At 67.6% G+C, this 24400-nt stretch carries 23 protein-coding genes and 1 tRNA gene; 17 read left to right on the top strand and 7 right to left on the bottom strand.

What is annotated here, in order from left to right:
• Positions 1-139: 139 nt before the first annotated feature.
• The 3 genes from EPO52_RS00650 to EPO52_RS00640 form a co-directional block, all read right to left on the bottom strand.
• Entirely contained in the window at positions 140-2500 is a 2361-nt protein-coding gene (locus EPO52_RS00650) for a hypothetical protein (RefSeq protein ID WP_290800562.1), read from the bottom strand.
• A 112-nt stretch (positions 2501-2612) separates the two neighbouring features.
• A complete protein-coding gene (locus EPO52_RS00645; RefSeq protein ID WP_290800560.1) occupies positions 2613-3812 on the bottom strand; it encodes a pyridoxal phosphate-dependent aminotransferase in 1200 nt (399 codons plus the stop codon).
• A gap of 70 nt (positions 3813-3882) precedes the next feature.
• On the bottom strand, positions 3883-4917 hold the full coding sequence (locus EPO52_RS00640) for an AI-2E family transporter (protein ID WP_290800558.1): 1035 nt from the start codon (positions 4915-4917) through the stop codon (positions 3883-3885).
• A gap of 151 nt (positions 4918-5068) precedes the next feature.
• Between EPO52_RS00640 and EPO52_RS00635 the strand changes: the two genes are divergently transcribed.
• The 6 genes from EPO52_RS00635 to EPO52_RS00610 all read left to right on the top strand — a co-directional run bounded on the left by EPO52_RS00635 (position 5069) and on the right by EPO52_RS00610 (position 8313).
• Positions 5069-5141: transfer RNA gene (locus EPO52_RS00635), tRNA-Trp, on the top strand.
• A 43-nt stretch (positions 5142-5184) separates the two neighbouring features.
• Positions 5185-5457 (top strand): preprotein translocase subunit SecE, encoded by a 273-nt coding sequence (gene secE, locus EPO52_RS00630; protein WP_290800575.1) that lies wholly within the window; start codon positions 5185-5187, stop codon positions 5455-5457.
• Positions 5458-5539: 82 nt separating this feature from the next.
• Positions 5540-6412 (top strand): transcription termination/antitermination protein NusG, encoded by an 873-nt coding sequence (nusG, locus tag EPO52_RS00625; protein WP_290800574.1) that lies wholly within the window; start codon positions 5540-5542, stop codon positions 6410-6412.
• A 104-nt stretch (positions 6413-6516) separates the two neighbouring features.
• Positions 6517-6948, top strand: a complete 432-nt coding sequence (rplK, locus tag EPO52_RS00620; protein ID WP_290800556.1) for a 50S ribosomal protein L11 — start codon at positions 6517-6519, stop codon at positions 6946-6948.
• Positions 6949-6964: 16 nt separating this feature from the next.
• Positions 6965-7654 (top strand): 50S ribosomal protein L1, encoded by a 690-nt coding sequence (rplA, locus tag EPO52_RS00615; protein WP_290800554.1) that lies wholly within the window; start codon positions 6965-6967, stop codon positions 7652-7654.
• A gap of 104 nt (positions 7655-7758) precedes the next feature.
• Positions 7759-8313, top strand: coding sequence for a GNAT family N-acetyltransferase (locus EPO52_RS00610; protein WP_290800553.1), 555 nt, complete (start codon positions 7759-7761; stop codon positions 8311-8313).
• Positions 8314-8385: 72 nt separating this feature from the next.
• Here the strand turns inward: EPO52_RS00610 and EPO52_RS00605 are convergent, their stop codons facing one another.
• Positions 8386-9348: an NADP-dependent oxidoreductase gene (locus EPO52_RS00605; protein WP_290800572.1), complete on the bottom strand. Its 963-nt coding sequence runs from the start codon at positions 9346-9348 to the stop codon at positions 8386-8388.
• 292 nt (positions 9349-9640) lie between these two features.
• On the opposite strand from EPO52_RS00605, the gene EPO52_RS00600 reads away from it, so the two are divergent.
• A complete protein-coding gene (locus EPO52_RS00600) occupies positions 9641-10372 on the top strand; it encodes a DUF998 domain-containing protein (protein WP_290800551.1) in 732 nt (243 codons plus the stop codon).
• On the opposite strand, the gene EPO52_RS00595 is transcribed toward EPO52_RS00600, so the two are convergent.
• The gene (locus EPO52_RS00595) at positions 10321-11103 is read right to left on the bottom strand and encodes an alpha/beta fold hydrolase (protein WP_290800549.1); all 783 of its coding nucleotides are present in this window, start codon (positions 11101-11103) and stop codon (positions 10321-10323) included. The two genes, EPO52_RS00600 and EPO52_RS00595, sit on opposite strands and share 52 nt — an antisense overlap.
• Entirely contained in the window at positions 11100-11726 is a 627-nt protein-coding gene (locus EPO52_RS00590) for a YqaJ viral recombinase family protein (RefSeq protein ID WP_363339043.1), read from the bottom strand. The genes EPO52_RS00595 and EPO52_RS00590 overlap by 4 nt, the downstream gene beginning before the upstream one ends.
• Before the next feature lie 154 nt (positions 11727-11880).
• Here EPO52_RS00590 and EPO52_RS00585 point away from each other — a divergent pair, with 154 nt between their 5' ends.
• The 6 genes from EPO52_RS00585 to rplL all read left to right on the top strand — a co-directional run bounded on the left by EPO52_RS00585 (position 11881) and on the right by rplL (position 17252).
• The gene (locus EPO52_RS00585; protein ID WP_290800545.1) at positions 11881-12651 is read left to right on the top strand and encodes a response regulator transcription factor; all 771 of its coding nucleotides are present in this window, start codon (positions 11881-11883) and stop codon (positions 12649-12651) included.
• Complete coding sequence (locus tag EPO52_RS00580; protein ID WP_290800544.1) at positions 12648-14054, top strand: HAMP domain-containing sensor histidine kinase; 1407 nt, start codon at positions 12648-12650, stop codon at positions 14052-14054. Before EPO52_RS00585 ends, EPO52_RS00580 begins: the two co-directional genes overlap by 4 nt.
• Before the next feature lie 99 nt (positions 14055-14153).
• Positions 14154-14318 (top strand): hypothetical protein, encoded by a 165-nt coding sequence (locus EPO52_RS00575; RefSeq protein WP_290800543.1) that lies wholly within the window; start codon positions 14154-14156, stop codon positions 14316-14318.
• Between the two features lie 129 nt (positions 14319-14447).
• A complete protein-coding gene (locus tag EPO52_RS00570; protein WP_290800541.1) occupies positions 14448-16073 on the top strand; it encodes a PAS domain-containing sensor histidine kinase in 1626 nt (541 codons plus the stop codon).
• A gap of 222 nt (positions 16074-16295) precedes the next feature.
• The gene (rplJ, locus tag EPO52_RS00565) at positions 16296-16811 is read left to right on the top strand and encodes a 50S ribosomal protein L10 (protein WP_290800539.1); all 516 of its coding nucleotides are present in this window, start codon (positions 16296-16298) and stop codon (positions 16809-16811) included.
• Positions 16812-16862: 51 nt separating this feature from the next.
• A complete protein-coding gene (gene rplL, locus EPO52_RS00560) occupies positions 16863-17252 on the top strand; it encodes a 50S ribosomal protein L7/L12 (protein WP_290800537.1) in 390 nt (129 codons plus the stop codon).
• A 133-nt stretch (positions 17253-17385) separates the two neighbouring features.
• Here rplL and EPO52_RS00555 read toward each other — a convergent pair whose 3' ends face one another.
• The gene (locus tag EPO52_RS00555; RefSeq protein ID WP_290800536.1) at positions 17386-18411 is read right to left on the bottom strand and encodes a LacI family DNA-binding transcriptional regulator; all 1026 of its coding nucleotides are present in this window, start codon (positions 18409-18411) and stop codon (positions 17386-17388) included.
• 258 nt (positions 18412-18669) lie between these two features.
• Between EPO52_RS00555 and EPO52_RS00550 the strand changes: the two genes are divergently transcribed.
• The 4 genes from EPO52_RS00550 to EPO52_RS00535 all read left to right on the top strand — a co-directional run bounded on the left by EPO52_RS00550 (position 18670) and on the right by EPO52_RS00535 (position 24333).
• Positions 18670-20010: an extracellular solute-binding protein gene (locus tag EPO52_RS00550; protein WP_290800534.1), complete on the top strand. Its 1341-nt coding sequence runs from the start codon at positions 18670-18672 to the stop codon at positions 20008-20010.
• Positions 20011-20148: 138 nt separating this feature from the next.
• The gene (locus EPO52_RS00545) at positions 20149-21279 is read left to right on the top strand and encodes a sugar ABC transporter permease (protein WP_290800532.1); all 1131 of its coding nucleotides are present in this window, start codon (positions 20149-20151) and stop codon (positions 21277-21279) included.
• Positions 21276-22259 carry a carbohydrate ABC transporter permease gene (locus EPO52_RS00540; RefSeq protein ID WP_290800531.1) on the top strand — a complete coding sequence of 328 codons (984 nt, stop codon included), beginning with the start codon at positions 21276-21278 and terminating at the stop codon, positions 22257-22259. The genes EPO52_RS00545 and EPO52_RS00540 overlap by 4 nt, the downstream gene beginning before the upstream one ends.
• Before the next feature lie 190 nt (positions 22260-22449).
• Positions 22450-24333 carry an ABC transporter ATP-binding protein gene (locus EPO52_RS00535; protein ID WP_290800570.1) on the top strand — a complete coding sequence of 628 codons (1884 nt, stop codon included), beginning with the start codon at positions 22450-22452 and terminating at the stop codon, positions 24331-24333.
• The last annotated feature ends 67 nt before the right edge of the window (positions 24334-24400 follow it).

The following is a 24400-nucleotide window of genomic DNA, read 5'->3' as shown; positions in this document are numbered from 1 at the left end:
GGCACGGCTTGGGCGGGGCGGCGGTGAGCGGGGCCAGCTTGGCTTGCGGTCGGGGGTGAGCGGGGCCGCATGGCTTGGGCGGGGCGGGGGTGAGTGGGGCCGGCGCGGCTTGGGCGGCCGCGGCCGGGGAGGCGTTGTCTCAGCGGCCTCGCACGCCCGGCTGGGCGGCACGGGACGCGCCGACGGACTCTGGCGGCGGGTCGAGAGTCGGGCGGGTGTGCTGGCGGACCTCCCGGGAGGGCGTCTCCGACGGAGAGGAAACCGCCGCACGCTCCGGCACGAAGCGGAACCACGCCCAGACACCCACGCTCAGCAGGGCGAAGAGGGCCAACGCGGCGAACCAGAGCAACTGATCGCCTCCGATGGCCGACCAGGCATCGGGGAGCGGGAGCAGCACGAGCCCGAAAATGCCCGCGGAGACCGCATAGAGCGCGACCCACCCCGCCTTGGAGCGGCGGAAGAGCGCGGCGCCGTCGAGGAAGCGCATCGGCAGGAGCGACACGATCGGACCACTCAGCGCGCAGACGGTCACCGCCGTGGCCGTATCGAGGAGCAATGCCGAGAACACATCCGAGTGGCCGACCGCACCGGCCTGCGCGGAACCGGACTGCACTGCGCCGATCTGTACTGCGCCGATCTGAAGGGCACCGATCTGAAGGGCCCCCGCGCGGAGCCAATTCTGTGCGAGCCACGCCACCACACCGAGTGCCAGCAGTGCAGACGTCGACACCACCACCAGCCGTGCACTCCGGCGCGCACTGAGCGCCGTGCCCAGTTGCAGGGCGATCACGGCGCCGAACACGAATCCGGGCTCGAGCCCGACCACGCGTGAGACCACGACGCTCACAACGGTCAGCACCATGACGGTCGGCCGCGCATACGGCACCGCGCGAACGCCGACGCTGCGGAGGGCGTAGCCGGCACTCACGGCGAGGGGCACCCCGTTCGCCACGATGCTCGCCACGAGGAACGCCAGGAACAGCCGCACCGTCACCGGGTCGAATGCCGCCGCCGGTGAGACGGCCACCGACGCGAGAGCCCCGACCGCCAGAACCGCGCCGATCCCCAGCGCGCTCCGCGCCGTGCGTGAGTGCGGCGTTCGCGCGAGAGCCCGCCGTCCGCGCCTCGGCCGAGGCAGCCAGCCGAGCAGCGCCCGCACGGGTCGACTCCGCCGGATTCGAGGGAGGTTGTCGTGAACCGTGGCCTCGAGGAGCCCGCCCGGCAGGATCACGAGCAGCACGACCCCCGCGATGAGCGCGCCGAGGAAGGTGACGGAAGCTGCCCCCCGCCCCACGACCTCGTTCACCGTCGCCAGACTCAGCCCGAACTCCGATGGCTCGCCACCCCGTTCGACGAGCGACGAAACTGCCGGTACTCCATCGGCGACCGCGGTCGAGCCGTCACTCCGGGCATCGCCGTCTGCCGCATCGCTCCCGTGGGACGACCCGCCGACCACCCCTGACCCGGCCCACCCGTCTGACGGACGAGTACCGGCGCCCACCCTGTGGGCTCCAGACGGGTCGATCGTTCCGTTCGGGTTCTCCGAGCCGGCTACCGAACCCACGACCTCGCTCGAGTCACCTGCGAGCCCGCCCCGCTCAGCCGACGCCCCATTCGAGTCCGAGCCGCTGCCGTCGCTCTCGCCGAGCAGTGACCTCCCGCCGCCGCCCGCATCGGATGCAGCCGCGCCGGCCGCCACACCGGAATCCGCTGTGGGCACCGATGGGACCACCGGGGCGGGAACCCCAGGAACCGGCACCGCGGGATCCGGCACGACGGGCGCCGGCGGGTCGGGCGGCGTCGGCACCCCCGGCCCGATGATCGTGGTGCCGCCCACCACGAACGTCACCGGTTCGGCGAACGCGCGCTGCGACGGCGCATCGGCGTAGCTCTGCCCGGCGATGAGCGAGAAGGGCCCTGCGCCGATGGGCAACGCCGTCAGCGAGCACGACCAGAGCCCGGCGGGATCGACGGTGGCCGAGCATCCGCCACCGCCAGTCAACTCGATCGTGACCAGCGCTCCCGGCACCCCGGAGCCAGCCAGCAGCTGCGAGGGGTCGTCGACGGTCTGGGTGCTGGTGAGAGACGTGGGGTCGGAGGCATCTGCGGTGATGCGTGGAGCGTGGATGAGCCCGAAGTCGAGCTCGCGCACCTCGACGCCGTTCGTGAACGCGACGGGCCTGCGGAAGTCGGGCGCCTCCGTCACCAGGCACGACCACGTGCCGTCGGCCTCCACGGTGGCCGAGCACAACGGGTACCCGTCGCCGTCCACCTGTGCCGACACGTCGATCGTCTCGCCCGGCTCGCCTGAGCCCGCGAGTGGAACCGACGTGGGCGCACCCGCGTCGATCACCACCACTTGGCCCGGATACGGGGCGGTGGAGACCACGGGCGGTGCGGCGGTGGCGGATGGCGCGGGGCTCCCGAGCAGCACGACGAGCGCCAGCGCGCCGGCCGTGCCCGCAATGAGCACGCCATGGAGTTTCGCTCGGGTATTCATGAGCAAAACTCTACTTGCCCAGAACGACCTACCTCAGTGAGTAATCGTTCTACCGGTCACCGGGGCGACCGCGAGGAACCGCTAAGCGAGGAACCGCTGCGCGAACAACCGCCTACGCGAACAGCCGCTGCAGCCGCCCGATCCCCTCGAGCAGCGCCTCGTCGCCCAGGGCGTACGACAACCGGAGGAATCCGCTCGGCCCGAACGCCTCACCGGGCACCGTCGCCACCTCCACCTGGTCGAGGATGAGGTCGGCCAGCTCCAGCGACGTCGTGGGCGTCACGCCACCCCAGGTGCGACCGAGCAGCCCCGTGACATCCGGGTACACGTAGAACGCGCCCTCGGGCAGCGGCGTGTGCACGCCGGAGATCTGGTTGAGCCCGTCGACCACGAGCTTGCGTCGGCGGTCGTACGTGGAACGCATGACCTCGACGGTGTCCTGCGGCCCGGCGAGGGCCGCGATCGCCGCGCGCTGCGAGACGTTCGCCACGTTCGACGTCATGTGCGACTGGAGGTTCGACGCGGCCTTGATGGCGTCGAGCGGGCCGACCATCCATCCCACGCGCCACCCGGTCATGGCGTAGGTCTTCGCGACGCCGTTCACGAGGAGGGTGCGATCGGCCAGTGCGGGCACGGCGGAGACGATCGACTGCGCGGTGAGTCCGTCGTAGACCAGGTTCTGGTAGATCTCGTCGCTGATCACCCAGAGGCCGTTGGACTCGGCCCACTCGCCGATCTCCTTGGTCTGTTCGGGGGAGTACACGGCGCCCGTGGGGTTCGACGGCGACACGAACAGCAGCACCTTGGTGCGCGGGGTGCGCGCGGCTTCGAGCTGCTCCACGGTGACGAGGTAGTTCTGGTCGCTGCCCGCGAAGACCTCGACCGGTACTCCACCCGCGAGGGCGATGGACTCCGGATACGTCGTCCAGTACGGGGTGGGCACGAGAACCTCGTCGCCCGGGTCGAGCAGGGTGGCGAAGGCCTCGTACACGGCCTGCTTGCCCCCGTTGGTGACGATCACCTGCGCCGGCGACACCTCGAGGCCGCTGTCGCGAAGGGTCTTCGCGGCGATCGCCTCGCGCAGTTCCGGCAGGCCGGCGGCGGGGGTGTAGCGGTGGTTCTTCGGATCGAGCACCGCGGCCGCAGCCGCCTCCACGATGTGCGGCGGCGTGGGGAAGTCGGGCTCGCCGGCGGCGTAGCTCACGACCGGCCGGCCGGCCGCCTGGAGGCTCTTCGCCTTCGCGTCGACCTTGAGGGTCGCCGACTCGGCGATGGAGGCGATTCGTCTGGAGATGCGTGGGTGGTTCGTCACGCCGTAAAGGCTACTCGCTGCGGGCCGGGAAGTCCCGGCCGACGGGCCCGTGACACGACAGATCGGCGCGTCACGCCGCGTTCTGTCGCGGGATCACGACCTGTTTCACGATGATGAGCACGGATGCCACGACCGGCACGGCGATCAACGCGCCGAGCACCCCGAGCAGTGTGCCGCCCACGAGTGCCCCGATCACGACGAGGATGCCGGGCACATCCACGGCCTTGTTCATGACGCGCGGACTGAACACATATGCCTCGACCTGCATGTAGACGAGGAAGTAGACGCCGATCGCCACGGCGGTGCCGGGCGACACGGTGAGCCCGATGAAGGTGACCAGGATCGCGCTGATGATCGTGCCGACGAGTGGGATGAGCGCCAGCAGGAAGGCCACCACGGCGAGGGCGCCGGCGTACGGCACCCCGATCAGCTCCATCGCGATGAAGCCGAAGACGCCGTTCGTGCCGGCCAGGATGACCTGTCCGCTCACGTACTTGCCGATCGAGCGCACGATCTGCTCGGTGATCGACTTCACGCCCTCGCGCCGCGAGGCGGGAACCATCACGTAGAAGCTGTTCTTCACGGCGTCGAGCGAGCCGAGGAAGAAGAGCGTGAGCACGAGCACCAGGATGCCGCCCGAGATGCCGTTGATGAGCGCCATCCCGATCTTCAGCACGCCGCCGCCGAGCGTGGCGATGTTGTTGGGGTCGGAGAGGTAGCTCTCGAAGTCGCTCACGAGCTTCTGGGTGTCGACGGAGTCGCCGAACACCTCGGTGAACCACTTCTCGCCGGTGATGCTCTTCACCGCGCCCGGCAGATTCGTGATCAGCTCGGTGGTCTGGGCGACCACTGCGGGGATGACCAGGAAGAACACGAGCACCGCGAACGCGATCACCAGCACGAACACGATCACGATCGACCAGCCGCGCGGGATGTGCCTCCTCGTCAGCCACCGTACGAGCGGATCGAGGCCGAGCGCCAGGAAGAGCGAGGCGAGGATGCAGATGACCACGGTGGACAGCTGCGTGAAGGCGAACCCGAGGGCGATGGCCACGAGACCGCCGAGGGTGGCGATGAACCCGATCCTGAAGGCGCCTGCGCGCATGCTGGTGCTCCGTCTCGCTGGCTTTGCGGTGTCACAGGATGTGACCTACACTGTCTGTCGGTAGTTGAAATCTGCCAAGCTTTTCTATGCCAATTTTCTGGCGCTGATTCCTTGAAGCGAGTGTAGCGAAGCGGCGCGGGTTTCAATGCTTAGGGCGGTGGCTCAATTGGTAGAGCAGCGGTCTCCAAAACCGCAGGTTGCAGGTTCGAGTCCTGTCCGCCCTGCACCGGTGTTGAACAATTCCGGCATGTGAAAGGTACTGACACGGTGGCACGAAAAGTAATTGACGAACCGTCCGAGGACGTCGTCGAGAATGCCAAAAAAGATCGGGCTGCCCGGCGCAACCCGTTCGCCCGCATCGCCTTGTTCATCCGGCAGGTGTTCACCGAACTCCGCAAGGTGGTCACCCCCACCCGCCGCGAACTCGTGAGCTACACCGTTGTCGTGCTGGTCTTCGTCGTCATCATGATGGCGATCGTCGTGGGGCTCGACACCCTGTTCGGCTGGCTCGCGATCATCGTGTTCGGTAACCCGTCCTGATCGACCGACGGCACTGATCGACCAACCAAACCCAGAAGGAAACGAATTCATTTTGTCTGACGCAAAGCCCGATGAAGCCGGCGTGCCGGCCGACCTCGACGCCCTCCTCGAGGCGATCGACGAGGCGGCCGACCCCGAAGCGGATGCCGTTGTCGACGACGCACTGAACATCGACTCCTTCGACGAAGCGGCGGCTGTTCTCGACGTGCTCGAAGACTCCGACGCCGTCGTCGCCGACCAGCCGGTCGATGCGGCCGAGCTCACCGAGGCCGAGGTCGACTCGGCGCTCGCCGAGACGGAAGCGGATGCGGATGCTGACGTCGAGGCCGAAGAGGCCGACCCGTACGACGCCTTCCGCGCCGAGCTCCGCACCCTCCCCGGCAAGTGGTACGTCATCCACTCCTACGCCGGCTTCGAGAAGCGTGTGAAGTCGAACATCGAGAGCCGCAAGACCTCGATGGGCATGGAGGACTTCGTCTTCCAGGTCGAGGTGCCGATGGAAGACGTGGTCGAGATCAAGAACGGCCAGCGCAAGCTCGTCACCCGCGTGCGCATTCCCGGCTACGTGCTCGTGCGTATGTTCCTCAACGAGGACAGCTGGTCGGTCGTGCGTCACACCCCCGGTGTCACGGGCTTCGTGGGCAACTCGCACAACCCCACTCCGCTCCGTTTCGAAGAGGCCTTCAACATGCTGAAGAGCCTCGTCGAGGTGAAGGAGGTCCCCACCTCGAAGACCGCCGGCTCCAAGGGCGGCAAGGCCGTGGCCCGCTCGATCCCGGCCGAGGTCGACTTCGAGATCGGCGAGACCATCACCATCAAGGAGGGCTCCTTCGCGGGCCTCCCCGGTTCGATCAGCGAGATCAAGCCCGAGAGCGGCAAGCTCACGGTTCTCGTCTCGCTCTTCGAGCGCGAGACCCCCGTCGAGCTCTCGTTCGACCAGGTCACAAAGATGTAAGATAGGCAGGTTGCCCTCGCGGGCACATCTGCCACAACCACTCCAGGGAGAAGCCCTGTGGTGGGAGAGCCGCTTGTCAGCGGCGCGAAAGAAAAGAGAAAACTATGGCACCGAAGAAGAAGGTCACAGGTCTGATCAAGCTTCAGATCCAGGCCGGCGCCGCCAACCCCGCCCCGCCCATCGGCCCGGCGCTCGGTCAGCACGGCGTGAACATCATGGAGTTCTGCAAGGCGTACAACGCGGCGACCGAGTCGCAGCGCGGCAACGTCATCCCCGTCGAGATCACGGTCTACGAAGACCGCTCGTTCACCTTCGTGCTGAAGACCCCGCCGGCGGCGGAGCTCATCAAGAAGGCGGCAGGCGTCGCCAAGGGCTCCTCCACCCCGCACACCGTCAAGGTCGCGAAGCTCACCCGTGAGCAGGTACGTCAGATCGCCGAGCAGAAGCAGGTCGACCTGAACGCCAACGACGTCGAGGCTGCAATGAAGATCATCGCCGGTACTGCCCGTTCCATGGGCATCACGGTCGAAGCGTAAAGGGGAGGCGGAGAACATGGCACAGAAGTCAAAGGCCTACCGGGCCGCGGCCGAGAAGATCGAAGCCGGAAAGTACTACACCCCGTCGGAAGCCGTGCAGCTCGCACGCGAGACCGGCTCGTCGAACTTCAACAGCACCGTCGAGGTCGCTCTGAAGCTCGGTGTCGACCCCCGTAAGGCCGACCAGATGGTGCGCGGCACCGTCATCCTGCCGCACGGCACGGGCAAGACCGCCCGCGTCATCGTGTTCGCAACGGGCCCCGCCGCCGAAGCCGCCATCGCGGCCGGTGCCGACGAGGTCGGTGGCGACGAGCTGATCGAGAAGGTCGCCGGTGGGTACACCGCGTTCGACTCGGCCGTCTCCACGCCGGAGCTCATGGGCAAGGTCGGTCGTCTCGGTAAGGTGCTCGGCCCGCGTGGCCTCATGCCGAACCCGAAGACCGGTACCGTCACCCCCGATGTGGCCAAGGCCGTCAACGAGATCAAGGGTGGAAAGATCGAGTTCCGCGTCGACAAGCACGCCAACGTGCACTTCGTCGTGGGCAAGGCCGCCTTCACCCCCGAGCAGCTCGACGAGAACATCGCCGCCGCTCTCGAAGAGGTCGTGCGTCTCAAGCCGTCGTCGGCGAAGGGCCGCTACATCCAGAAGGGCGCCGTGTCGACCACGTTCGGCCCCGGCATCCCGCTGGACGTCAACGCCATCTGATTCATCCCCTCCGGGGGTGGTAGCAGTAGAGAAAGAGCTCGCCTCGCGGCGGGCCCTTTCCGCATTCCCAGCCGGCTATGGGTTGGCGTAGTACCGTGAACGGCATGGTCACGAGAGTCCGTCGCGCCCGCATCGAAGATGCCGGAATCGTCGCCGCGGTCGCCGCGGAGACGTTCGAACTCGCCTGCCCTCCGGGCACCGCTCCCGCCTCGATCACCGCGTTCATCGACGAGCACCTCTCGGAGTCGAGGTTCGCGGGCTACCTTGCGAGTGACGACCGCATCGTGCTGCTCGCCGACGTGGATGGCGAGATCGCCGGCTACACGATGCTGGTTCTCGGTGAACCAACGGATGCGGGCGTGGCCGAGGCGGTCTCGGCCCGGCCCACCGTCGAACTGAGCAAGTGCTACGTGCGCTACGGCTTCCACGGCCACGGGGTGGCCACCACCCTCATGGAGTCGTCTCTCGATGCCGCCGCCGCGGCCAGCGCCGCCAGCCTCTGGCTCGGCGTGAACCAGCAGAACGCCCGTGCCATCCGCTTCTACGGCAAGAGCGGTTTCTCGCAGGTGGGAACCAAGACGTTCCTGGTGGGCGACGAAGTGCATGACGACTTCGTGTTCGAGCGGCTGCTCGTGGTTCCGGTGGAATCGGCGCGCTGAAGCGCACCGGCGTCGGCGACGCCGCCGGCATCGGCACGGATCGGCGCGACGACCCGGATCAGAAGGTCCGGATCAGAAGGGGAGTCCCCCGACCTGCAGCACGAGCTTGCCCCGGGTGTGCCCCCGCTCGAGCGCGCGGTGCGCCTCGGCGGCCTCGCTCAGGGGATAGATCTCGTCGATGTGCACCCGCACGTCGCCCGAATCGATGAGCCGGGAGATCACGGCGAGAGTGGAGGCATCCGGGGCCACCTTGTAGGCCGTGGCGCGCATGCCCGCGGCGGAGGCCTCCGCCTCGAATCCGTCCCAGCTGCCGGTCGGCGCATTGATGATGAGTCCGCCGGGCCGTAGGGTGCGGAGTGACCGGCTGCCCGTGTCGGCGCTGGTGTTGCCGATGAGGTCGATCACCACGTCGACGTCGGAGACCTGCGACTCGAAAGCGGTGGCGGAGTAGTCGATCACCGTGGCTGCGCCGAGCTCGCGCAGCCAGCTCTGATTGCGCGTCGATCCGGTGGCCGTGACCCTCGCTCCGAAATAGGCGGCGAACTGCACCGCGAAGTGGCCGACTCCGCCCGCGGCGGCGTGGATGAGCATCCGTTGCCCCTCGTGCGCCTTCGCGAGGTCGACCACCATGCCCCACGCGGTGAGCGCTGCGAGGGGCACTCCGGCCGCCTCGGTGAGCGACAGGGTCTTGGGCTTGCGAGCGACCTGCAGGGTCGGCACCGAGACGTACTCGGCGTAGGAGCCGTCGCCACGCGGAACCGACATCATGCCGTAGACCTCGTCGCCCACGTTCAGCGGATGCCCGGCGTAGGGGGTCTCCACGACCACGCCCGCGAAGTCGTAGCCGAGGATCGCGGGAAAGCCGGTGAGGGCCGATGAGACGCCGCGTCCGGCCCGCGTCTTCGCGTCGAGGGGATTGACGCCCGCGGCGGCCACTTTCACCAGAACCTCGGCGTTCACCCGCTGCGGCGTCGGCACTTCGGCGATCGACAGTGCCTCGGGTTCGCCGAACGCGGTGATCACACTGGCTCGCATCGTGGCCGGGTGGGTGAGGGTGGGGCTGGAGGCCACCGATGACGTACTCCAGTGTTCGATCATCGTCCGCCCTTTCGTCGTTCTTCGTGACACACAACTTCGGGCTCGGGCTACCCGCCTCACTGCGTCGCCTCTCTCGGCTATGTCACACGCTATTCGCTGAATAATTCACAGGTGTTACGGCCACATCACCGAGGTGCAAACTCGGCCGCCGCACATTAATATCCAATGACACCGCCATTCAGTGACACCGTCACTCCGTGACACCTCCGCATCAACCGGAAAGCTCCCCGTGACGATTCCGCGCCTCCGCGCCGCCGGTCTGGCCGCCGCCGCCGTGCTCACCGCTGCAGGCCTCGTGCTCATCTGGGTGGCCCGGCTGTCGGCCGACCGCTTCCTCTACGTCAGCGAACTGGGTGCATCGGTCGAACCCACCGCCGTGGTGTTCCGTATCGCGTTGTCGTCGGTGGCGGTCTCGGCAGGCCTCGTGGCCCTCTGCATGCCCCGCCTCTCGCCGCGGACGCGGTTCTTCTCGGCGGTCCCCGCCGCGGTCGTGCTGGCGATCTCGGCGGTCGCCTTCGGCATCGCCTCGCAGGTGACCTGCACGCAGTACTGCCCGCTGCCGGTGGGAGCCGCGTTCACCTGGCAAGACCTCATCCACACCGTCTGTGCCGTGATCGGATTCGCGGGCGCCTCGTTCGTGATGCTGCAGGTGGCCACCGACAGCCGTTTCCGCCGCCTGGCCCGGTTCTCGGCCGCGGCGGCGATCTCGGTCGCGGTGATCGCGGGAATCGGCGGCCTGCTCTCCCTGCTGCGGTTCGGCACGCAGGTCGGTGGCATCCTCGAACTCGTCGCCACCACGATCGCCCTCGTCTGGCTGATCGGCCTGGCCTCGCTCCTCGCCGCCGACGTCTGGCCACGGGCGGTCGGGGCTGCTCCGGGCCTGCCGGAGACGGGCACCGAGAGTCCGGGTCAGCTCCAGCCGAGCCAGCATGCCACGCCCGAGCGGGTGGCCTCCACGTAAGCGGCGGTGTCGTCGTCGCGGGCCGGCAGCGGAATGCTGGAGGCACCCCCGAGCTCGTCCATCCACAGCTCGGCGACGGAGACCGGATGCACGGGGTCGCGCTCTGTCCACACGATCGCGGTCGGCAGCTGGAGACCTCCCAGATCGTCGGCGGCCCCGAAGGCGGCGTTGCGGGGAATCTCGATGAGTCGGCGGAAGCGCTCGGCGGCCCGCGGGCTGCGGAACTGCTCGAGCAGTGCATGAGCGCCGAGGCGCGACTCGGCGAGTGTCTGCGCGAACAGCTCCGTGGCGAGGAACTCCCGTTCGCCCTCCACGGGCCCACGGTCGGCGAGCAGCTCGCCGATCACCGGGAAGGCCAGGAGGTTCTCGGGCAGCGGATCGTCGGTGAAGGCGGGCCGCACGAACACGGCGCGGTCGATGATCAGTGAACCGGGTATCGTCTCCGACTGCAGAGCGAGCCGCAGGGCGATGGCGGCGCCCATCGAGACGCCGACCACGGTGACCGGTTCGCCGAGGCGGCCGACGGCATCCTGGGCCGAGCGGGTGCGCGCGGCGATGTCGGCGGTCAAGGCCTCCAGGGCGAAGGCCTCCGGCGGGGTGATCCTTTCGTCGGTACCGTGGCCCCGTACATCCAGAGCCAGCAGGTGCTCACCCGGCGGCACGACGGGCCCGAAGAGGTCGAGCGGGCTCGAACGGTCGCCGCCGAGGCCGTGGAGCAGAAGGACGGTCACGGGCGGCGCTCGCCGCGCATCCAGGCGAGCAGGTCGTCGGCGCGCCGCACCAGCAGCTCGATCTGCGACTCGTCGCGCTCGACCCACTCGCAGCGGGGCTCGGCGGCGACGGGCACGAAGTCGAGGTGCTGTTCCCACACCACGAGGGTTCGCTCGGCACCCAGCACGTACTGCTGCCACCACACCTGGCGCAGATATCCACGGGGGATGCGCGACCACGGTTTCGAGGTGGTCTTGATCTCGGCGAGTTCCACCGTGCCGTCGTCGGTGACGCGCACGCCATCCGGAGTCGCGAGGTGCCGGCGCTCGCGGGCGGCGTGGAAGAGGGCGAGACTCGGCTCGATGGCGTACTCGCTCCGCACCCACGCGGCGATCTCGGGCTCGCGTGCCCGGCCGTGATCGGTGAACGCATTGCCGGTGAAGCCGGTGCCGTGGAACTTCTCCCACGCCACCGTGCGCACCGCGCTGTCGCTCGAGAGCCGGGCGGCATCCGTCGCCGTGACACCGCGGCTGCGGGCTCGAAGCCAGGCCACCCGGTCGCTCGACGTGGCCACGATGCGGCCGAGATGCGGCGGAGGCGCAGGGCTGGCGACCTCCTCGGCCTCCCAGGGGAAGGAGAGCATCAGGTCGGTCACCCGTCCATTCTCACCCACCCCGGGGACAACGCAGGGCACCGACCCGCATCACCCGCCATCGGCGACAGCGACCTCGCCGACTCACAGCGACACCATCAGGCGTTCATAGACTGTTCATAGCAAACTGCCAATACTGGGAACTGTGACTTTCGACGGCTCCCTCATCTCCGGCAACTCGTCCAGCGCTGCGACCAAGCAGCCGAAACTGCGACGGGCCGATGGATCGCCCGTGCGCGCCCTCGTCGTCGACGACGAGAACACCCTCACCGATCTTCTCTCGATGGCCCTGCGCTACGAGGGCTGGGAGGTCAAGAGTGCGAGCGAGGGCCGCCAGGCCATCACCCTGGCCCGGGAGTTCAAGCCCGACGTGATCGTGCTCGATGTGATGCTGCCCGACATCGACGGCCTCCAGGTGCTGAGCCGGATGCGCGGCGACGGCAACGAGACCCCGGTGCTCTTCCTCACGGCGAAGGACGCCCTCGATGACCGCATCGCCGGCCTCACCGCGGGCGGCGACGACTACGTCACCAAGCCGTTCAGCCTCGAGGAGCTCGTCGCGCGGCTGCGCGGCCTCATCCGTCGCTCCACGCTCGTCGTCGCCGACGCCGACGACCCCGTGGTGACCGTGGGCGACCTCGAGCTCGACGAGGACAGCCACGAGGTGTTCCGCGACGGCCAGTCGATCGAACTCACCGCCACCGAGTTCGAGCTGCTGCGCTACCTGATGCGCAATCCACGCCGCGTGCTCTCGAAGGCGCAGATCCTCGACCGGGTGTGGAGCTACGACTTCGGCGGCAAGTCGAGCGTCGTGGAGATCTACATCTCCTACCTCCGCAAGAAGGTGGATGCCGGCCGCCCGCCGATGATCCACACCGTGCGCGGAGCCGGGTACATGCTGAAGCCGGCACTGTGACACTGCGCCGCACGCTGATCCTGAGCGTGCTCGGCCTCATCGCGCTGGCCGGCGTCATCATCGGGCTCGTCAGTACCCTCGCCCTCAACGGCGTGCTGCTCAACCAGCTCGACGGCCAGCTCACGGAGGCTTCCGACCGCACCATCAGGCAGGTCACGAGTCAGGGCCCACAGCCGGGCTTCTCACTGGGGCAGGCGTCGGGAACGATGGTGGTCGTCGTCTCGGGCGGGTCCGCCACCGACGGCATCGTGCTCGACCAGAACGGGCAGGCCCAGTCGCTCCCCGCCGCTGCGCTCACCTCGCTCGACGGCGTCGAGGCGAGCCGCGAACCCGTCACCGTCTCCATCGACGGCCTCGGCACCTACCGGATCGAGTCGCAGGTGGTCACCACGGCCGGCGACATCGTGGTGACGGGGCTGCCGCTCGCCGATGTCGACAGCACGATCTCCCGTCAGATCGTGGTGACCGTGATCGTGACGCTCAGTGTCATGCTGCTGGCCGGCATCGTCGGGCTGCTCATCCTGCGGTTCGCCCTGCGCCCGCTCGAGCGGGTCACCGCCACGGCCACCCGGGTGGCCGAGCTGCAGCTCGACCGCGGCGATGTGGCGCTCGCCGAGAGGGTGCCCGCAGAAGACACCGATCCGCGCAGCGAAGTGGGTCGCGTGGGGCTGGCGTTCAACCGGATGCTCGAGCACGTCGCATCCGCTCTCAGCTCCCGCCAGCAGAGCGAGAACAAGGTACGGCAGTTCGTGGCGGATGCCAGCCACGAACTGCGCACGCCGCTCGCGTCGATCCGTGGTTACGCCGAGCTCACCCGTCGTACGGCGCCCGACCTGCCCAAGGATGTGTCGCACTCGCTCGGCCGGATCGAGTCGGAGGCCACGCGGATGACGACCCTCGTCGAGGATCTGCTGCTGCTGGCCCGTCTCGACGCGAAACCCGAGCTGGCGATGAGCGAGGTCGATCTCTCGCTCGTCGTGGTCGACGCGGTGAGCGACGCGCACGTCGCAGGCCCCGATCACGACTGGGACCTCGACCTGCCCGAAGAGCCCGTCACCGTGTCGGGTGACGCGCATCGCCTGCTGCAGGTGGTGGCGAACCTCCTCGCGAACGCGCGCGTGCACACGCCGGCCGGAACGACCGTGCTCGTCTCCGTGGCGGCGGAGGGCGACGAGGCCGTGATCCGAATCACCGACGACGGCCCGGGCATCGATGCAGAGCTCGTGCCCACTCTCTTCGAGCGCTTCGTGCGCGGCGACTCGTCGCGATCACGGCACGCGGGCAGTACCGGGCTCGGGCTGGCCATCGTCAAAGCGGTGGTGGATGCGCACAACGGGTCGGTCGCGGTGCGCAGCGAGCCGGGGGAGACCGAGTTCATCGTTCGGCTGCCGCTGGTGGGCTGAGACCGGGAAAGTCCGTTTGTCCCCCGATCGGGGTACGGTGAAAATCACGGCAACTTGGCCGAGGGGGATGACCCCGAGCCCGAAAGGTAGTGAAAACCCATGAACATCCTGCTGATCGTGATCGCCGTGATCGCCGTCGTACTGCTCTTCACGGGAGGCTTCGTCTCCTCGCTCAACTTCCTGCTCTGGGTGGGCCTCATCCTGCTGGTGCTCGCGGTGATCGTCTTCATCGTTCGTGCCATCACGGGCAACCGCCGGGTCTGACCGCCCGGTTCACGAGCACCTCACGAGGCGCCGACTCCAGCCCCACGGGGCGGATCGGCGCCTCGTTGCCGTAAAGTGGCCCGAAAGCGCAGGGGTGTGCTGATCGGGGGATGGCCGATGGAATACTCGGTGAGGATCGCTGCTCGTCGTCAGCCGTTCGCCCAGATCGCGCTCCTCATCGCCGTCGGGATCATCACCGGTTCGATCGGCGTGATCGACCCGACCCTGATCGGCGCCGAGTATCTGATCGGGGCCCTCACCATCGTGGTCCTCACCTCGGTGATGGTGGTGGTGAGCTCGACCCGCTCCGGCTCCAAGGGTCCTGTCGGGAGCCTCTGGTTCGCTCTGATCCCGCTGGCCGACATGGTGGCCTGTGCGCTCATCCGCGCTTCTGTGATCGATCACTTGTCGGCCGCGGGAGTGCTGGTGATCTTCCCACTGGCGTGGCTGTCGTTCGCCTTCCCGTGGCCGCTCATCGTGGCCGGCGTGGTCGGCACGGGATTCGTCACGGCCTACCCGCTGATCCGTGACGGATCCGGAGTCGAGTCCCCGAGCGACCTGGCGCGGGTGCTCACCTTGCCCGTGACCGTCTCGCTCTTCGCCGTGGCGACCGCATGGGTGGGGCGCGACCTCGCCCGCCGGCAGCGCCGTGGCGACGACGAGGCGGCGCAGGCCGAAGCTGCTCGCCAGAGTTCGACCGAGGCGACGCTCACGATCGAGGCCGTCGTGGAGACCTCGCCGCATCCGCTCGCGATCTTCGATCTCGACGGCCGTGCGGTGTTGGCGAACTCGGCCGCGCTCGCCGTGGGTGCCCGGGCGGGCCGGCCCGACCTCGACCTCCGGGGTGGCCCGGTAGAGCTCTACGACGCGAGGGGGCAGAGGGGTGTGCCGCTCGGACTGGTGGCGATCGAGCAGGTGCTCTCCGGCGATGCGGTCGAGCCCAGGAGGATCTTCGTCGGATCGCCCGGCAGCCAGATCGTCATCGACGTCGTCGTCCGACCGGTGCACGGTGCAGACGGCGAACTGAGGGCCATCGTGATGGTCGGTCACGACGTCACCGAGCTCGTGCAGGCCGTCGAGGTGCGCGACTCGTTCCTCGACGACGTCGGGCACGAGCTGAAGACGCCGCTCACCGCCATCCTCGGCCACGCCGGTCTGCTCGAGGGGTCGACGGATGCGACGGCCGCGGCGCAGGCGGCCATCATCCGCCGGGCTGCCGAACGCCAGATGGGCATCGTGAACCAGTTGATCGCCGCGGGACGCGCGACCGTGGTGAACGCGTCGGGCGATCGAACGGCGGCGGCCGACGTGGTGCGGCTCGCCTGCCGGGATGGTGCGAAGGCGGCCGAGCAGAAGCACATCGACTTCGCCGTCGTTCTCGATGTGGAGAAGCACCCCGAGGGCGACGTGGTCGTGTTCTCGGCGCGCGACCTGTCGACGCTGGTCGAGGCGATCGTGGCCAATGCCGTGCAGTTCACGCCGGCCGGAGGCACGATCGTGGTGGGGCTCCGTCGTGCAGGGAAGGCCGTGGTGCTCGAGGTCTCGGATTCAGGGGTGGGTATGAACGAGAACGAACGCGAGCACGCGTTCGACCGGTTCTACCGGGCTCCGTCGTCGCGCTCGGAGGCGGTCCCGGGTCTCGGCCTGGGGCTGAGTGTCGCCCGGGCGCTCGCCGAGGCGAACGGCGCCACGATCGCCCTCGAGTCCGCACCGGGCCGGGGCACCCTCGTGACCGTGCGGATGCAGGCCGTCTGACGGTGTGCTAGTCTTTCGGAGGCCAAAGACCGCCGGTCATCCTCTTCCTGTGAAGGAAGAAGATCGAAGATTCGCGTGAGCGAAGACCTGCGCAGGTGTACGAAGTAAGTTCTCGCGGTGAAACGCGTTCTCTCGCTCCGGCCTCCTGCGCCGGAGCTTTTTTCATTCGGAGCTCCGTATCGGTGGTCACCCAGGCCGACACTATCGATTACTAGGAGCGCCATGGCGAACAAGGAAGCCTCGGTTGCCGAGCTCACGGAACTTTTCCAGAGCTCGACCGCCGTACTGCTGACCGAGTATCGCGGTCTCACGGTCGCGCAGCTGAAGACGCTGCGTGGCTCCATCCGTGAGCACGCGTCATACGCCGTGGTAAAGAACACGCTGACCAAGATCGCGGCGAACAACGCCGGCATCTCGTCGTTCGACGACGAGCTCGCCGGTCCGTCCGCAATCGCCTTCGTCCACGGTGACCCCGTGGCCGTCGCCAAGTCGCTGCGTGACTTTGCCAAGGCAAACCCTCTGCTGGTCGTGAAGGGCGGTTACTTCGACGGTAACCCTCTCTCCGCCGAAGAGGTCACCAAGCTCGCCGACCTCGAATCCCGTGAAGTGCTGCTGGCGAAGCTCGCCGGTGCCTTCAAGGCTTCGCTGTTCGGTGCCGCATATCTCTTCAACGCACCGCTGTCGAAGGCCGTTCGCACGGTCGATGCGCTGCGTGAGAAGCAGGAGTCCGCGTCCTGAGCTTCCGGCTCATCCCGCGGTTGAACTAACTACCAAATCAAGGAGAACATCATGGCAAAGCTTTCCACCGAGGAACTGCTTGACGCGTTCAAGGAGCTCACGCTCATCGAGCTCAGCGAGTTCGTCAAGGCATTCGAGGAGACCTTCGAGGTCACCGCCGCCGCCCCCGTCGCCGTTGCCGGCCCTGCCGCTGCCGGCGGTGGCGCTGCCGCCGAAGAGGTCGAGGAGAAGACGGAGTTCGACGTCGTCCTCGAGGCCGCCGGCGACAAGAAGATCCAGGTCATCAAGGAGGTGCGCGCACTCACCAGCCTCGGCCTCGGTGAGGCGAAGGCAGTCGTTGACGGCGCTCCCAAGGCCGTCCTCGAGGGCGTCAACAAGGAGACCGCCGAGAAGGCCAAGGCTCAGCTCGAAGAGGCCGGCGCGACCGTCACCCTCAAGTAGTCTCAGCTGCACGTACGCGATGCCCTGCACTTCGGTGCGGGGCATCCGTCGTTAACTCCCGGTGACCCGTCGATTTTGGTCGTAAGAGCGCTCGTCCAGGGCCAAATCGACGGGTCGCGAGGGGGTCAGGGGGTCAGGGGGTCGGGCGGCGGGGTGGCGCCGTCGAGGAGCGGATGAGGAGGTTCGCGGGCACCGTGGTGTGGTGCACGGGGGGAGTCCACCCGGGCTGCTCCAGCTGGCGGATGACCCAGTCCACCGCTTGCTCGCCCTGCAGGTCGGGGCGCTGCACCACCGTGGTGAGGCCGAACATCTCGGCGAGCGGATGGCCGTCGATGCCGATCACCGACAGATCGTCGGGCACCGAGATGCCGAGTTCTCGAGCTGCGAGGATCACGCCGATCGCCACCTCGTCCGACGCGGCGAAGATCGCCGTGGGCCGGCGGCGCGGGTCACCGAGCAGCTGCTTCGCCACCGAGTAGCCGCCCGGGATGTCGAAGCGCGCGGCGATGTAGGAGGTCTCGTCGTAAGCGATCCCCGCCGCCGTCAATGCCTCCATGTAGCCCTTCAGGCGCTTGGAGTGCACGTGGAAGTCCATCTGCTCGTCGACATCGCCGCCCACGTGCACGATGTCGCGGTGGCCGAGCAGGAGCAGGTGTTCGGTGGCGAGGCGCGAGGCGGCCACGTCGTCGATGCTCAGCGTCGGGATGCCCTCCAAGGGGCCACCGATGCCCGCGATCGGCTTGCCGAGCGCCAGCAGCGTCTCGGCCTCCTCCGGCGTGATCTCGAGGGTCACCGCGATCACGGCGTCGACGCGCTTGCGCACGAGGTAGTACTCGAACACGCGGGAGCGCTCTTCATGGGTCTTCGTGAGGTTGTAGAGCATCAGGTCGTAGCCGCGCTCGACGAGCGCCCGCTCGACCCCCTCGATGATGCTCGAGAAGAACCACTGGTTGATCACCGGGATGATGACGCCCACGTTGCTCGTGCGGCCCGTGACGAGGCTCGAGGCGCTCGACGAGACCACGTAGCCGAGGCTGGCCGCGGCCTCGGAGACGCGGAGGCGCGTGGGCGGGGCGACGTAGCCGCGGCCGCTCAGGGCGCGCGAGACGGTGGCCTTCGAGACTCCGGCGAGCCGTGCGACGTCCTCGATGCCCGACACGGCGGCCTCCTTGCGCTGGCGTGATCGCTTTCTGCAATCGTTTCCAGAATTCTAGCCTCAGATGGCTCGAATTGTGGAACAGATTTTCCACATCCGCATACTCACGCGGATCCGTGAGAGCGCTCTCTGCAACCAAATCGTTACCTTGTCACGACCCGGCAAATCGGCTTGTGATTTCCTCTGAGTTATGGAAAGGTTTCCCTACAACGCGCCACCCTTGCACCACTTCGGGGCGCAGTCACTCAATGAGGAGAAGAAATGCGGTCTTTCACGAACCGCCGTGTCCACAGGGTCCTGGTGCCTATCGCAATCGCAGCCAGCGCCGGTCTCGTACTCGCAGGATGCTCCGGCGGAGCGGGCGGCAGCAGCGACGGAGGCTCAGCCCCCACCGTCGGTGAGGCCGACGGCGTCGTCACCGTCTACGGCACCATCGCCGACACCGAGGCCGAGCTGCTCGAGCAGTCCTGGGCCGACTGGGAGAAGGCGAACAACATCGACATCCAGTACGAGTCGTCGAAGGAGTTCGAGTCTCAGATCGGCATCCGCGCGCAGGGTGGCAACCCGCCCGACCTCGCGATCTTCCCGCAGCCGGGTCTGCTCGCCGACCTCGCGTCGCGCGGCTTCATCCAGAAGGCCCCTGAAGGCGTCGAGTCGAACGTCGACCAGTACTGGTCGAGCGACTGGAAGGCCTACGGCACGGTCGACGACACCTTCTACGGCGCTCCGCTGATGGCGAGCGTCAAGGGCTTCGTCTGGTACTCCCCGAAGCAGTTCGCCGACAACGGGTGGACGGTTCCGAAGACCTACCAGGAGATGCTCGACCTCACCGCCAAGATGCAGACCACGCTGGGCACGCAGCCCTGGTGCGCTGGTTTCGGCTCGGGCGACGCCACGGGCTGGCCGGGAACAGACTGGGTCGAAGACCTGGTGCTTCGCCAGTCGGGCCCCGAGGTCTACGACCAGTGGGTGAAGAACGAGGTGAAGTTCACCGACCCGAAGATCTCCGAGGCCTTCACCTCGGTGGGCGACATCCTGCTCAACCCGAGCTACGTGAACGCGGGCTACGGTGACGTCAAGTCGATCAACAGCACCGCTTTCGGTGACGTTGCGACGGGTATGGCGCAGGGCACCTGCTCGCTCACCCACCAGGCCTCGTTCTTCGACGGCTTCCTCACGGATGCCGGCGCCACCGTCGGCCCCGACGCCGACATCTGGGCCTTCGTGACCCCGCCGGTCACCGAGGGTGAGACCGCCGTCACCGGTGGTGGCGAGATCGTGGGCGCGTTCTCGAACGACGCCGACACCGTCAAGGTGCAGGAGTACCTCTCGAGCCCCGAGTGGGCGAACAGCCGGGTGGCGCTCGGTGGAGTCATCTCCGCGAACACGGGTCTCGACCCGGAGAGCGCGACGAGCCCCATCCTGCAGCAGGCCATCCAGATCCTGCAGGACCCGAACACCACGTTCCGCTTCGACGCGTCCGACCTGATGCCGGGTGCGGTCGGTGCCGGTACGTTCTGGAAGGGCATGGTCGACTGGATCAACGGAACCCCGCAAGACCAGGTTCTGACCTCGATCGAGGGCGGATGGCCCACCGAGTAGTCGGTTAGGCCACCTCGCACCGAGGCCGCCCGGAGAGATTCGGGCGGCCTCCGTGCACCCCGGTCCGGTGTACGGTGTCACAACGACGCCGATGCGTCGGGCCTGCATTGAGTTCACCGTCGCACTCGAAAGGTTGTCATGTCAGAGTTCCTGCTCTGGGTCGGGAAGCTGCCACCGCTTGCCCAGATCCCCATCGTGGTCGTCGCGTTCGGCATCGTCGTCGCGCTGATCCTGTTCTTCGTCGAGATCGCCCCGCGGTCGGGGCGCAAGTACACGATCATCCGCCTCGCCGTCTGCGTCATCGCGCCGTTCCTCGCCCTGGTGCTGGTCGGATCGGTCTGGTGGGCCGCGCTCATCGCCGCAGCCCTCGGCCTGCTCTTCTTCTGGCTCGACCGCCGTTCGAAGCAGGGTGCGGGCTACCTGTTCCAGCTCTTCGGATTCCTCGCCCCGGCGATCATCCTGCTGATCGTGGGGCTCATCTACCCCACGGTGAAGACGGCCATCGACTCGCTGTTCTCGAGCCGGGGCAACTTCGTGGGGCTCGACAACTTCGCGTGGGTGCTCACCAACCCGCAGAACCTGCGGGTCATCCTCAACACCATCATCTGGGTGCTCGTGGTGCCGACGCTCTCCACCATCTTCGGCCTCGCCTACGCCGTGTTCATCGACAAGAGCCGCGGCGAGAAGTTCTTCAAGATCATCGTGTTCATGCCGATGGCCATCTCGTTCGTGGGAGCCTCGATCATCTGGCGGTTCGTCTACACCTACCGCCCTGAAGACCAGAACCAGATCGGCCTGCTGAACCAGCTCGTGGTGTGGTTCGGCGGTGAACCCCAGCAGTGGCTGGCCGGCTCGCCCTGGAACACCTTCTTCCTGATCGTCGTGCTCATCTGGATCCAGACCGGATTCGCGATGGTCATCCTCTCCGCGGCCATCAAGGGCGTGCCCACCGAGCAGCTCGAGGCGGCAGAACTCGACGGCACCAACGCCTGGCAGCGCTTCATCAACGTCACGGTGCCGGGCATCCGCTCGTCGCTCGTGGTGGTGGTCACCACCATCTCCATCGCATCGCTGAAGGTGTTCGACATCGTGCGCACCATGACGGCGGGCGCGAACGACACGAGCGTTCTCGCGAACGAGATGTACACGCAGTTCAAGAACTTCGAATACGGCAGGTCGGCGGCCTTCGCCGTGATCCTGTTCATCCTGGTGATGCCGATCGTCATCTACAACGCACGACAGATCAAGAAGCAGAGGGAGATCCGATGAGCGCCGTACAGCCGATCGACCTGCCGATCGACAAGTCCACCGAAGGCCAGCTCCGCCGCGGCGAGAAAGCGCTGGAGCGCGAGGAATCGGGAATCAAGCGCACCAAACGTCGACTGACGAGCCGTGGCGCCACCATCGCCGCGCTGATCATCGCGATCGTGTGGACGGTTCCCACCTTCGGTCTGCTCATCTCGTCGTTCCGCGACCGCAACGACATCCAGACCTCCGGTTGGTGGACGATCTTCTCCAACCCGAGCTTCACGCTCGACAACTACGCGGAGGTGCTGCAGTCGGGCAACTCCTCGGTGACCATCGCGTCGTCGTTCGTGAACTCGATCGCCATCACCATCCCGGCCACGCTCATCCCCCTGGCCATCGCCGCGCTCGCCGCCTACGCCTTCGCGTGGATCGACTTCAAGGGCAAGGACTGGCTGTTCATCGGGGTGTTCGCCCTCCAGATCGTGCCGATCCAGATGGCTCTGGTGCCGCTGCTGTCGCTCTTCTCGCGCGGCATCGCGGTGGGCAACGACTGGATCTTCTCGGGGGTGCCGTCGAACGGAACCTTCTCGCAGGTCTGGATCGCGCACACGATCTTCGCGCTGCCCTTGGCCATCTTCCTGTTGCACAACTTCGTGTCGGAGATCCCGCGCGAGGTCATCGAGGCGGCCCGGGTCGACGGTGCGGGGCACGGCCAGATCTTCTTCCGCATCATCCTGCCGCTCACCATGCCGGCGCTGGCCTCGTTCGCGATCTTCCAGTTCCTGTGGGTGTGGAACGACCTGCTCGTGGCGCTGATCTTCGCAGACGGCTCGGTGGCCCCCATCACGAAGCTGCTGGCCGAGATCACCGGGTCGCGCGGGCAGGACTGGTACCTGCTCACCGCCGGCGCGTTCGTGGCCATCGTGGTGCCGCTCATCGTGTTCTTCGCCCTGCAGCGCTTCTTCGTGCGCGGTCTGCTGGCAGGTTCGACGAAGGGCTGATCGCCTCTCCCTCCAGATCCGTCACTTTTTGCGCATTTCGCGAGGATTTCGCGCCAAAAGTGACGGATCTGGCACCAGGATGCGCACCGGGTTTCGCCCTCGGCGATACGCGTCGGCGGCGTCGGCGGTGCGGCGTACGCTGAGGGCCGTAGCGGATGCGGCACGGCAGCGGAGGTGGCCTATGAGCAGGATGGGCGACGTGGCGTCGGCCGGCGGCCTTCGCGGAGGGCGCGGGGGCGGGGGCGGCGGTGGTCGCGTCAGCGGGGGCGACCGCGACGCACAGAAGGCCGCGAACGCAGCCGCTCCGAAGATCCCGCACCTCCTGCGGCGCATCTCCACCCTGTTCATCCCGTACCGCAGCGCTCTCATCGTCACGGGCATCCTGGTTCTCGTCGGGGCCGCCCTCACCGTCATCCCCCCGCTGCTCACTCAGCAGGCCTTCGATCTGGGTCTGTTCCCGTCGAGCGGCACGCCGAACATCCCGGTGCTCTTCGAACTCGTGGGCCTCATGGTGCTCATCTGGATCGTGGGTGCGGCGCTCGGCGTGTGGCAGACCTACCTCACCGCCCGCGTGGGCAACCGAGTGATGGGCGACCTGCGCATCCGCCTCTTCTCGCACCTTCAGCGCATGGAGCTGGCGTTCTTCACCCGAACGAAGACCGGCATCATCCAGTCGCGACTGCAGAACGACGTGGGCGGGGTGGCCAGCGTACTCACCAACACCGTGTCCAGTGTGCTGGGCAACACGGTGACGGTCATCGCCGCTCTCGTGGCGATGCTCCTGCTCAGCTGGCAGTTGACGCTCGTGGCCGTCATCCTGATGCCGCTGCTCGTGTCGGTGCAGCGGCGGGTGGGGCAGGTGCGCGCGCGCATCGCCTCGCAGACGCAGGAGTCGCTCAGCGACATGACCGCCATCACGCAGGAGACCCTGAGCGTCTCGGGCATCCTGCTGGCGAAGAGCTTCAACCGCCAGCGTGCCGAGATCGCGCGCTACTCCGCCGAGAACGACAACCAGATCCAGCTGCAGGTGCGGCAGCAGATGAGCGGTCAGTGGTTCTTCGCCATCGTGCAGATCGTGCTCTCGATCGTGCCCGCCGTGGTGTACCTCGTGGCGGGCTATCTCATCGCGGGCGGCGTCGACATCACCGCCGGAACGATCGTGGCCTTTACCACGGTGCAGGCGCGCCTGATGTGGCCCCTTCTCGGTCTCATGCGCGTCGGACTCGACCTCCAGACCTCCGGTGCCCTGTTCGCCCGCATCTTCGAGTACCTCGATCTGAAACCCGCCATCACCGACGCTCCGGATGCGGTCGACCTGCCGTCGACCACGCGCGCCGGCCGGGTCGAGTTCGACCACGTGGGTTTCGTGTACCCCGACGGCGAGCCCGAGCATCCGACGCTCGACGACGTGTCGTTCACCGTGGAACCCGGGCAGTTCGCCGCTTTCGTGGGTCCGTCGGGTGCGGGCAAGACCACGGTGTCGTACCTCGTGCCCCGGCTCTATGAAGCATCATCGGGGGCGGTGCGGGTCGATGGGTTCGACGTGCGTGACGTGCGCCACGAGTCGCTCATCGGGCGGCTCGGCATCGTGAGCCAGGAGACCTACCTCTTCCACGCCACCATCGCCGAGAACCTGCGCTACGCGCGGCCCGACGCGACGGCCGCCGAACTCGAAGACGCGGCCCGGCGGGCGAACATCCACGAACGGATCATGAGCTTTCCGGGCGGCTACGACACCGTGGTGGGTGAGCGCGGCTACCGGCTCTCCGGCGGCGAGAAGCAGCGCATCGCCATCGCGCGCGTGCTGCTCAAAGACCCCGCCGTGCTCATCCTCGACGAGGCCACGAGCGCACTCGACTCCATCTCCGAGCGCGTCGTGCAAGACGCGCTGGATGCGGCGGCCGACGGCCGCACCACCATCGCGATCGCGCACCGGCTCTCCACCATCGTGAACGCCGACGTCATCTTCGTGGTCGACCAGGGCCGCATCGTGGAGTCGGGAACGCACTCCGAGCTGCTCGCCCGCGACGGCGCCTACGCCGCCCTCTACGCCCAGCAGCTCACGAGCGCGTAGCCCTCACGCCCTACTGCACCCCACGAGCGCGCTCCGCACCACCTGGATCCGTCACTTTTTGCGCGAT

Source organism: Herbiconiux sp. (assembly GCF_004297105.1).
In the GTDB taxonomy this organism is placed as follows: domain Bacteria; phylum Actinomycetota; class Actinomycetes; order Actinomycetales; family Microbacteriaceae; genus Herbiconiux.
The sequence above is the reverse complement of the archived record's forward strand: the minus strand, read 5'-3'. Positions and strand labels throughout refer to the sequence as shown.

Coding starts and splice junctions, on each gene's coding strand:
- EPO52_RS00650 (WP_290800562.1), bottom strand. CDS start 2,500: ATGAATACCCGAGCGAAACTCCATGGCGTGCTCATTGCGGGCACGGCC.
- EPO52_RS00640 (WP_290800558.1), bottom strand. CDS start 4,917: ATGCGCGCAGGCGCCTTCAGGATCGGGTTCATCGCCACCCTCGGCGGT.
- rplK (WP_290800556.1), top strand. CDS start 6,517: ATGGCACCGAAGAAGAAGGTCACAGGTCTGATCAAGCTTCAGATCCAG.
- rplA (WP_290800554.1), top strand. CDS start 6,965: ATGGCACAGAAGTCAAAGGCCTACCGGGCCGCGGCCGAGAAGATCGAA.
- EPO52_RS00610 (WP_290800553.1), top strand. CDS start 7,759: ATGGTCACGAGAGTCCGTCGCGCCCGCATCGAAGATGCCGGAATCGTC.
- EPO52_RS00605 (WP_290800572.1), bottom strand. CDS start 9,348: ATGCGAGCCAGTGTGATCACCGCGTTCGGCGAACCCGAGGCACTGTCG.
- EPO52_RS00590 (WP_363339043.1), bottom strand. CDS start 11,726: ATGCTCTCCTTCCCCTGGGAGGCCGAGGAGGTCGCCAGCCCTGCGCCT.
- EPO52_RS00575 (WP_290800543.1), top strand. CDS start 14,154: ATGAACATCCTGCTGATCGTGATCGCCGTGATCGCCGTCGTACTGCTC.
- rplJ (WP_290800539.1), top strand. CDS start 16,296: ATGGCGAACAAGGAAGCCTCGGTTGCCGAGCTCACGGAACTTTTCCAG.
- rplL (WP_290800537.1), top strand. CDS start 16,863: ATGGCAAAGCTTTCCACCGAGGAACTGCTTGACGCGTTCAAGGAGCTC.
- EPO52_RS00550 (WP_290800534.1), top strand. CDS start 18,670: ATGCGGTCTTTCACGAACCGCCGTGTCCACAGGGTCCTGGTGCCTATC.
- EPO52_RS00545 (WP_290800532.1), top strand. CDS start 20,149: ATGTCAGAGTTCCTGCTCTGGGTCGGGAAGCTGCCACCGCTTGCCCAG.
- EPO52_RS00540 (WP_290800531.1), top strand. CDS start 21,276: ATGAGCGCCGTACAGCCGATCGACCTGCCGATCGACAAGTCCACCGAA.
- EPO52_RS00535 (WP_290800570.1), top strand. CDS start 22,450: ATGGGCGACGTGGCGTCGGCCGGCGGCCTTCGCGGAGGGCGCGGGGGC.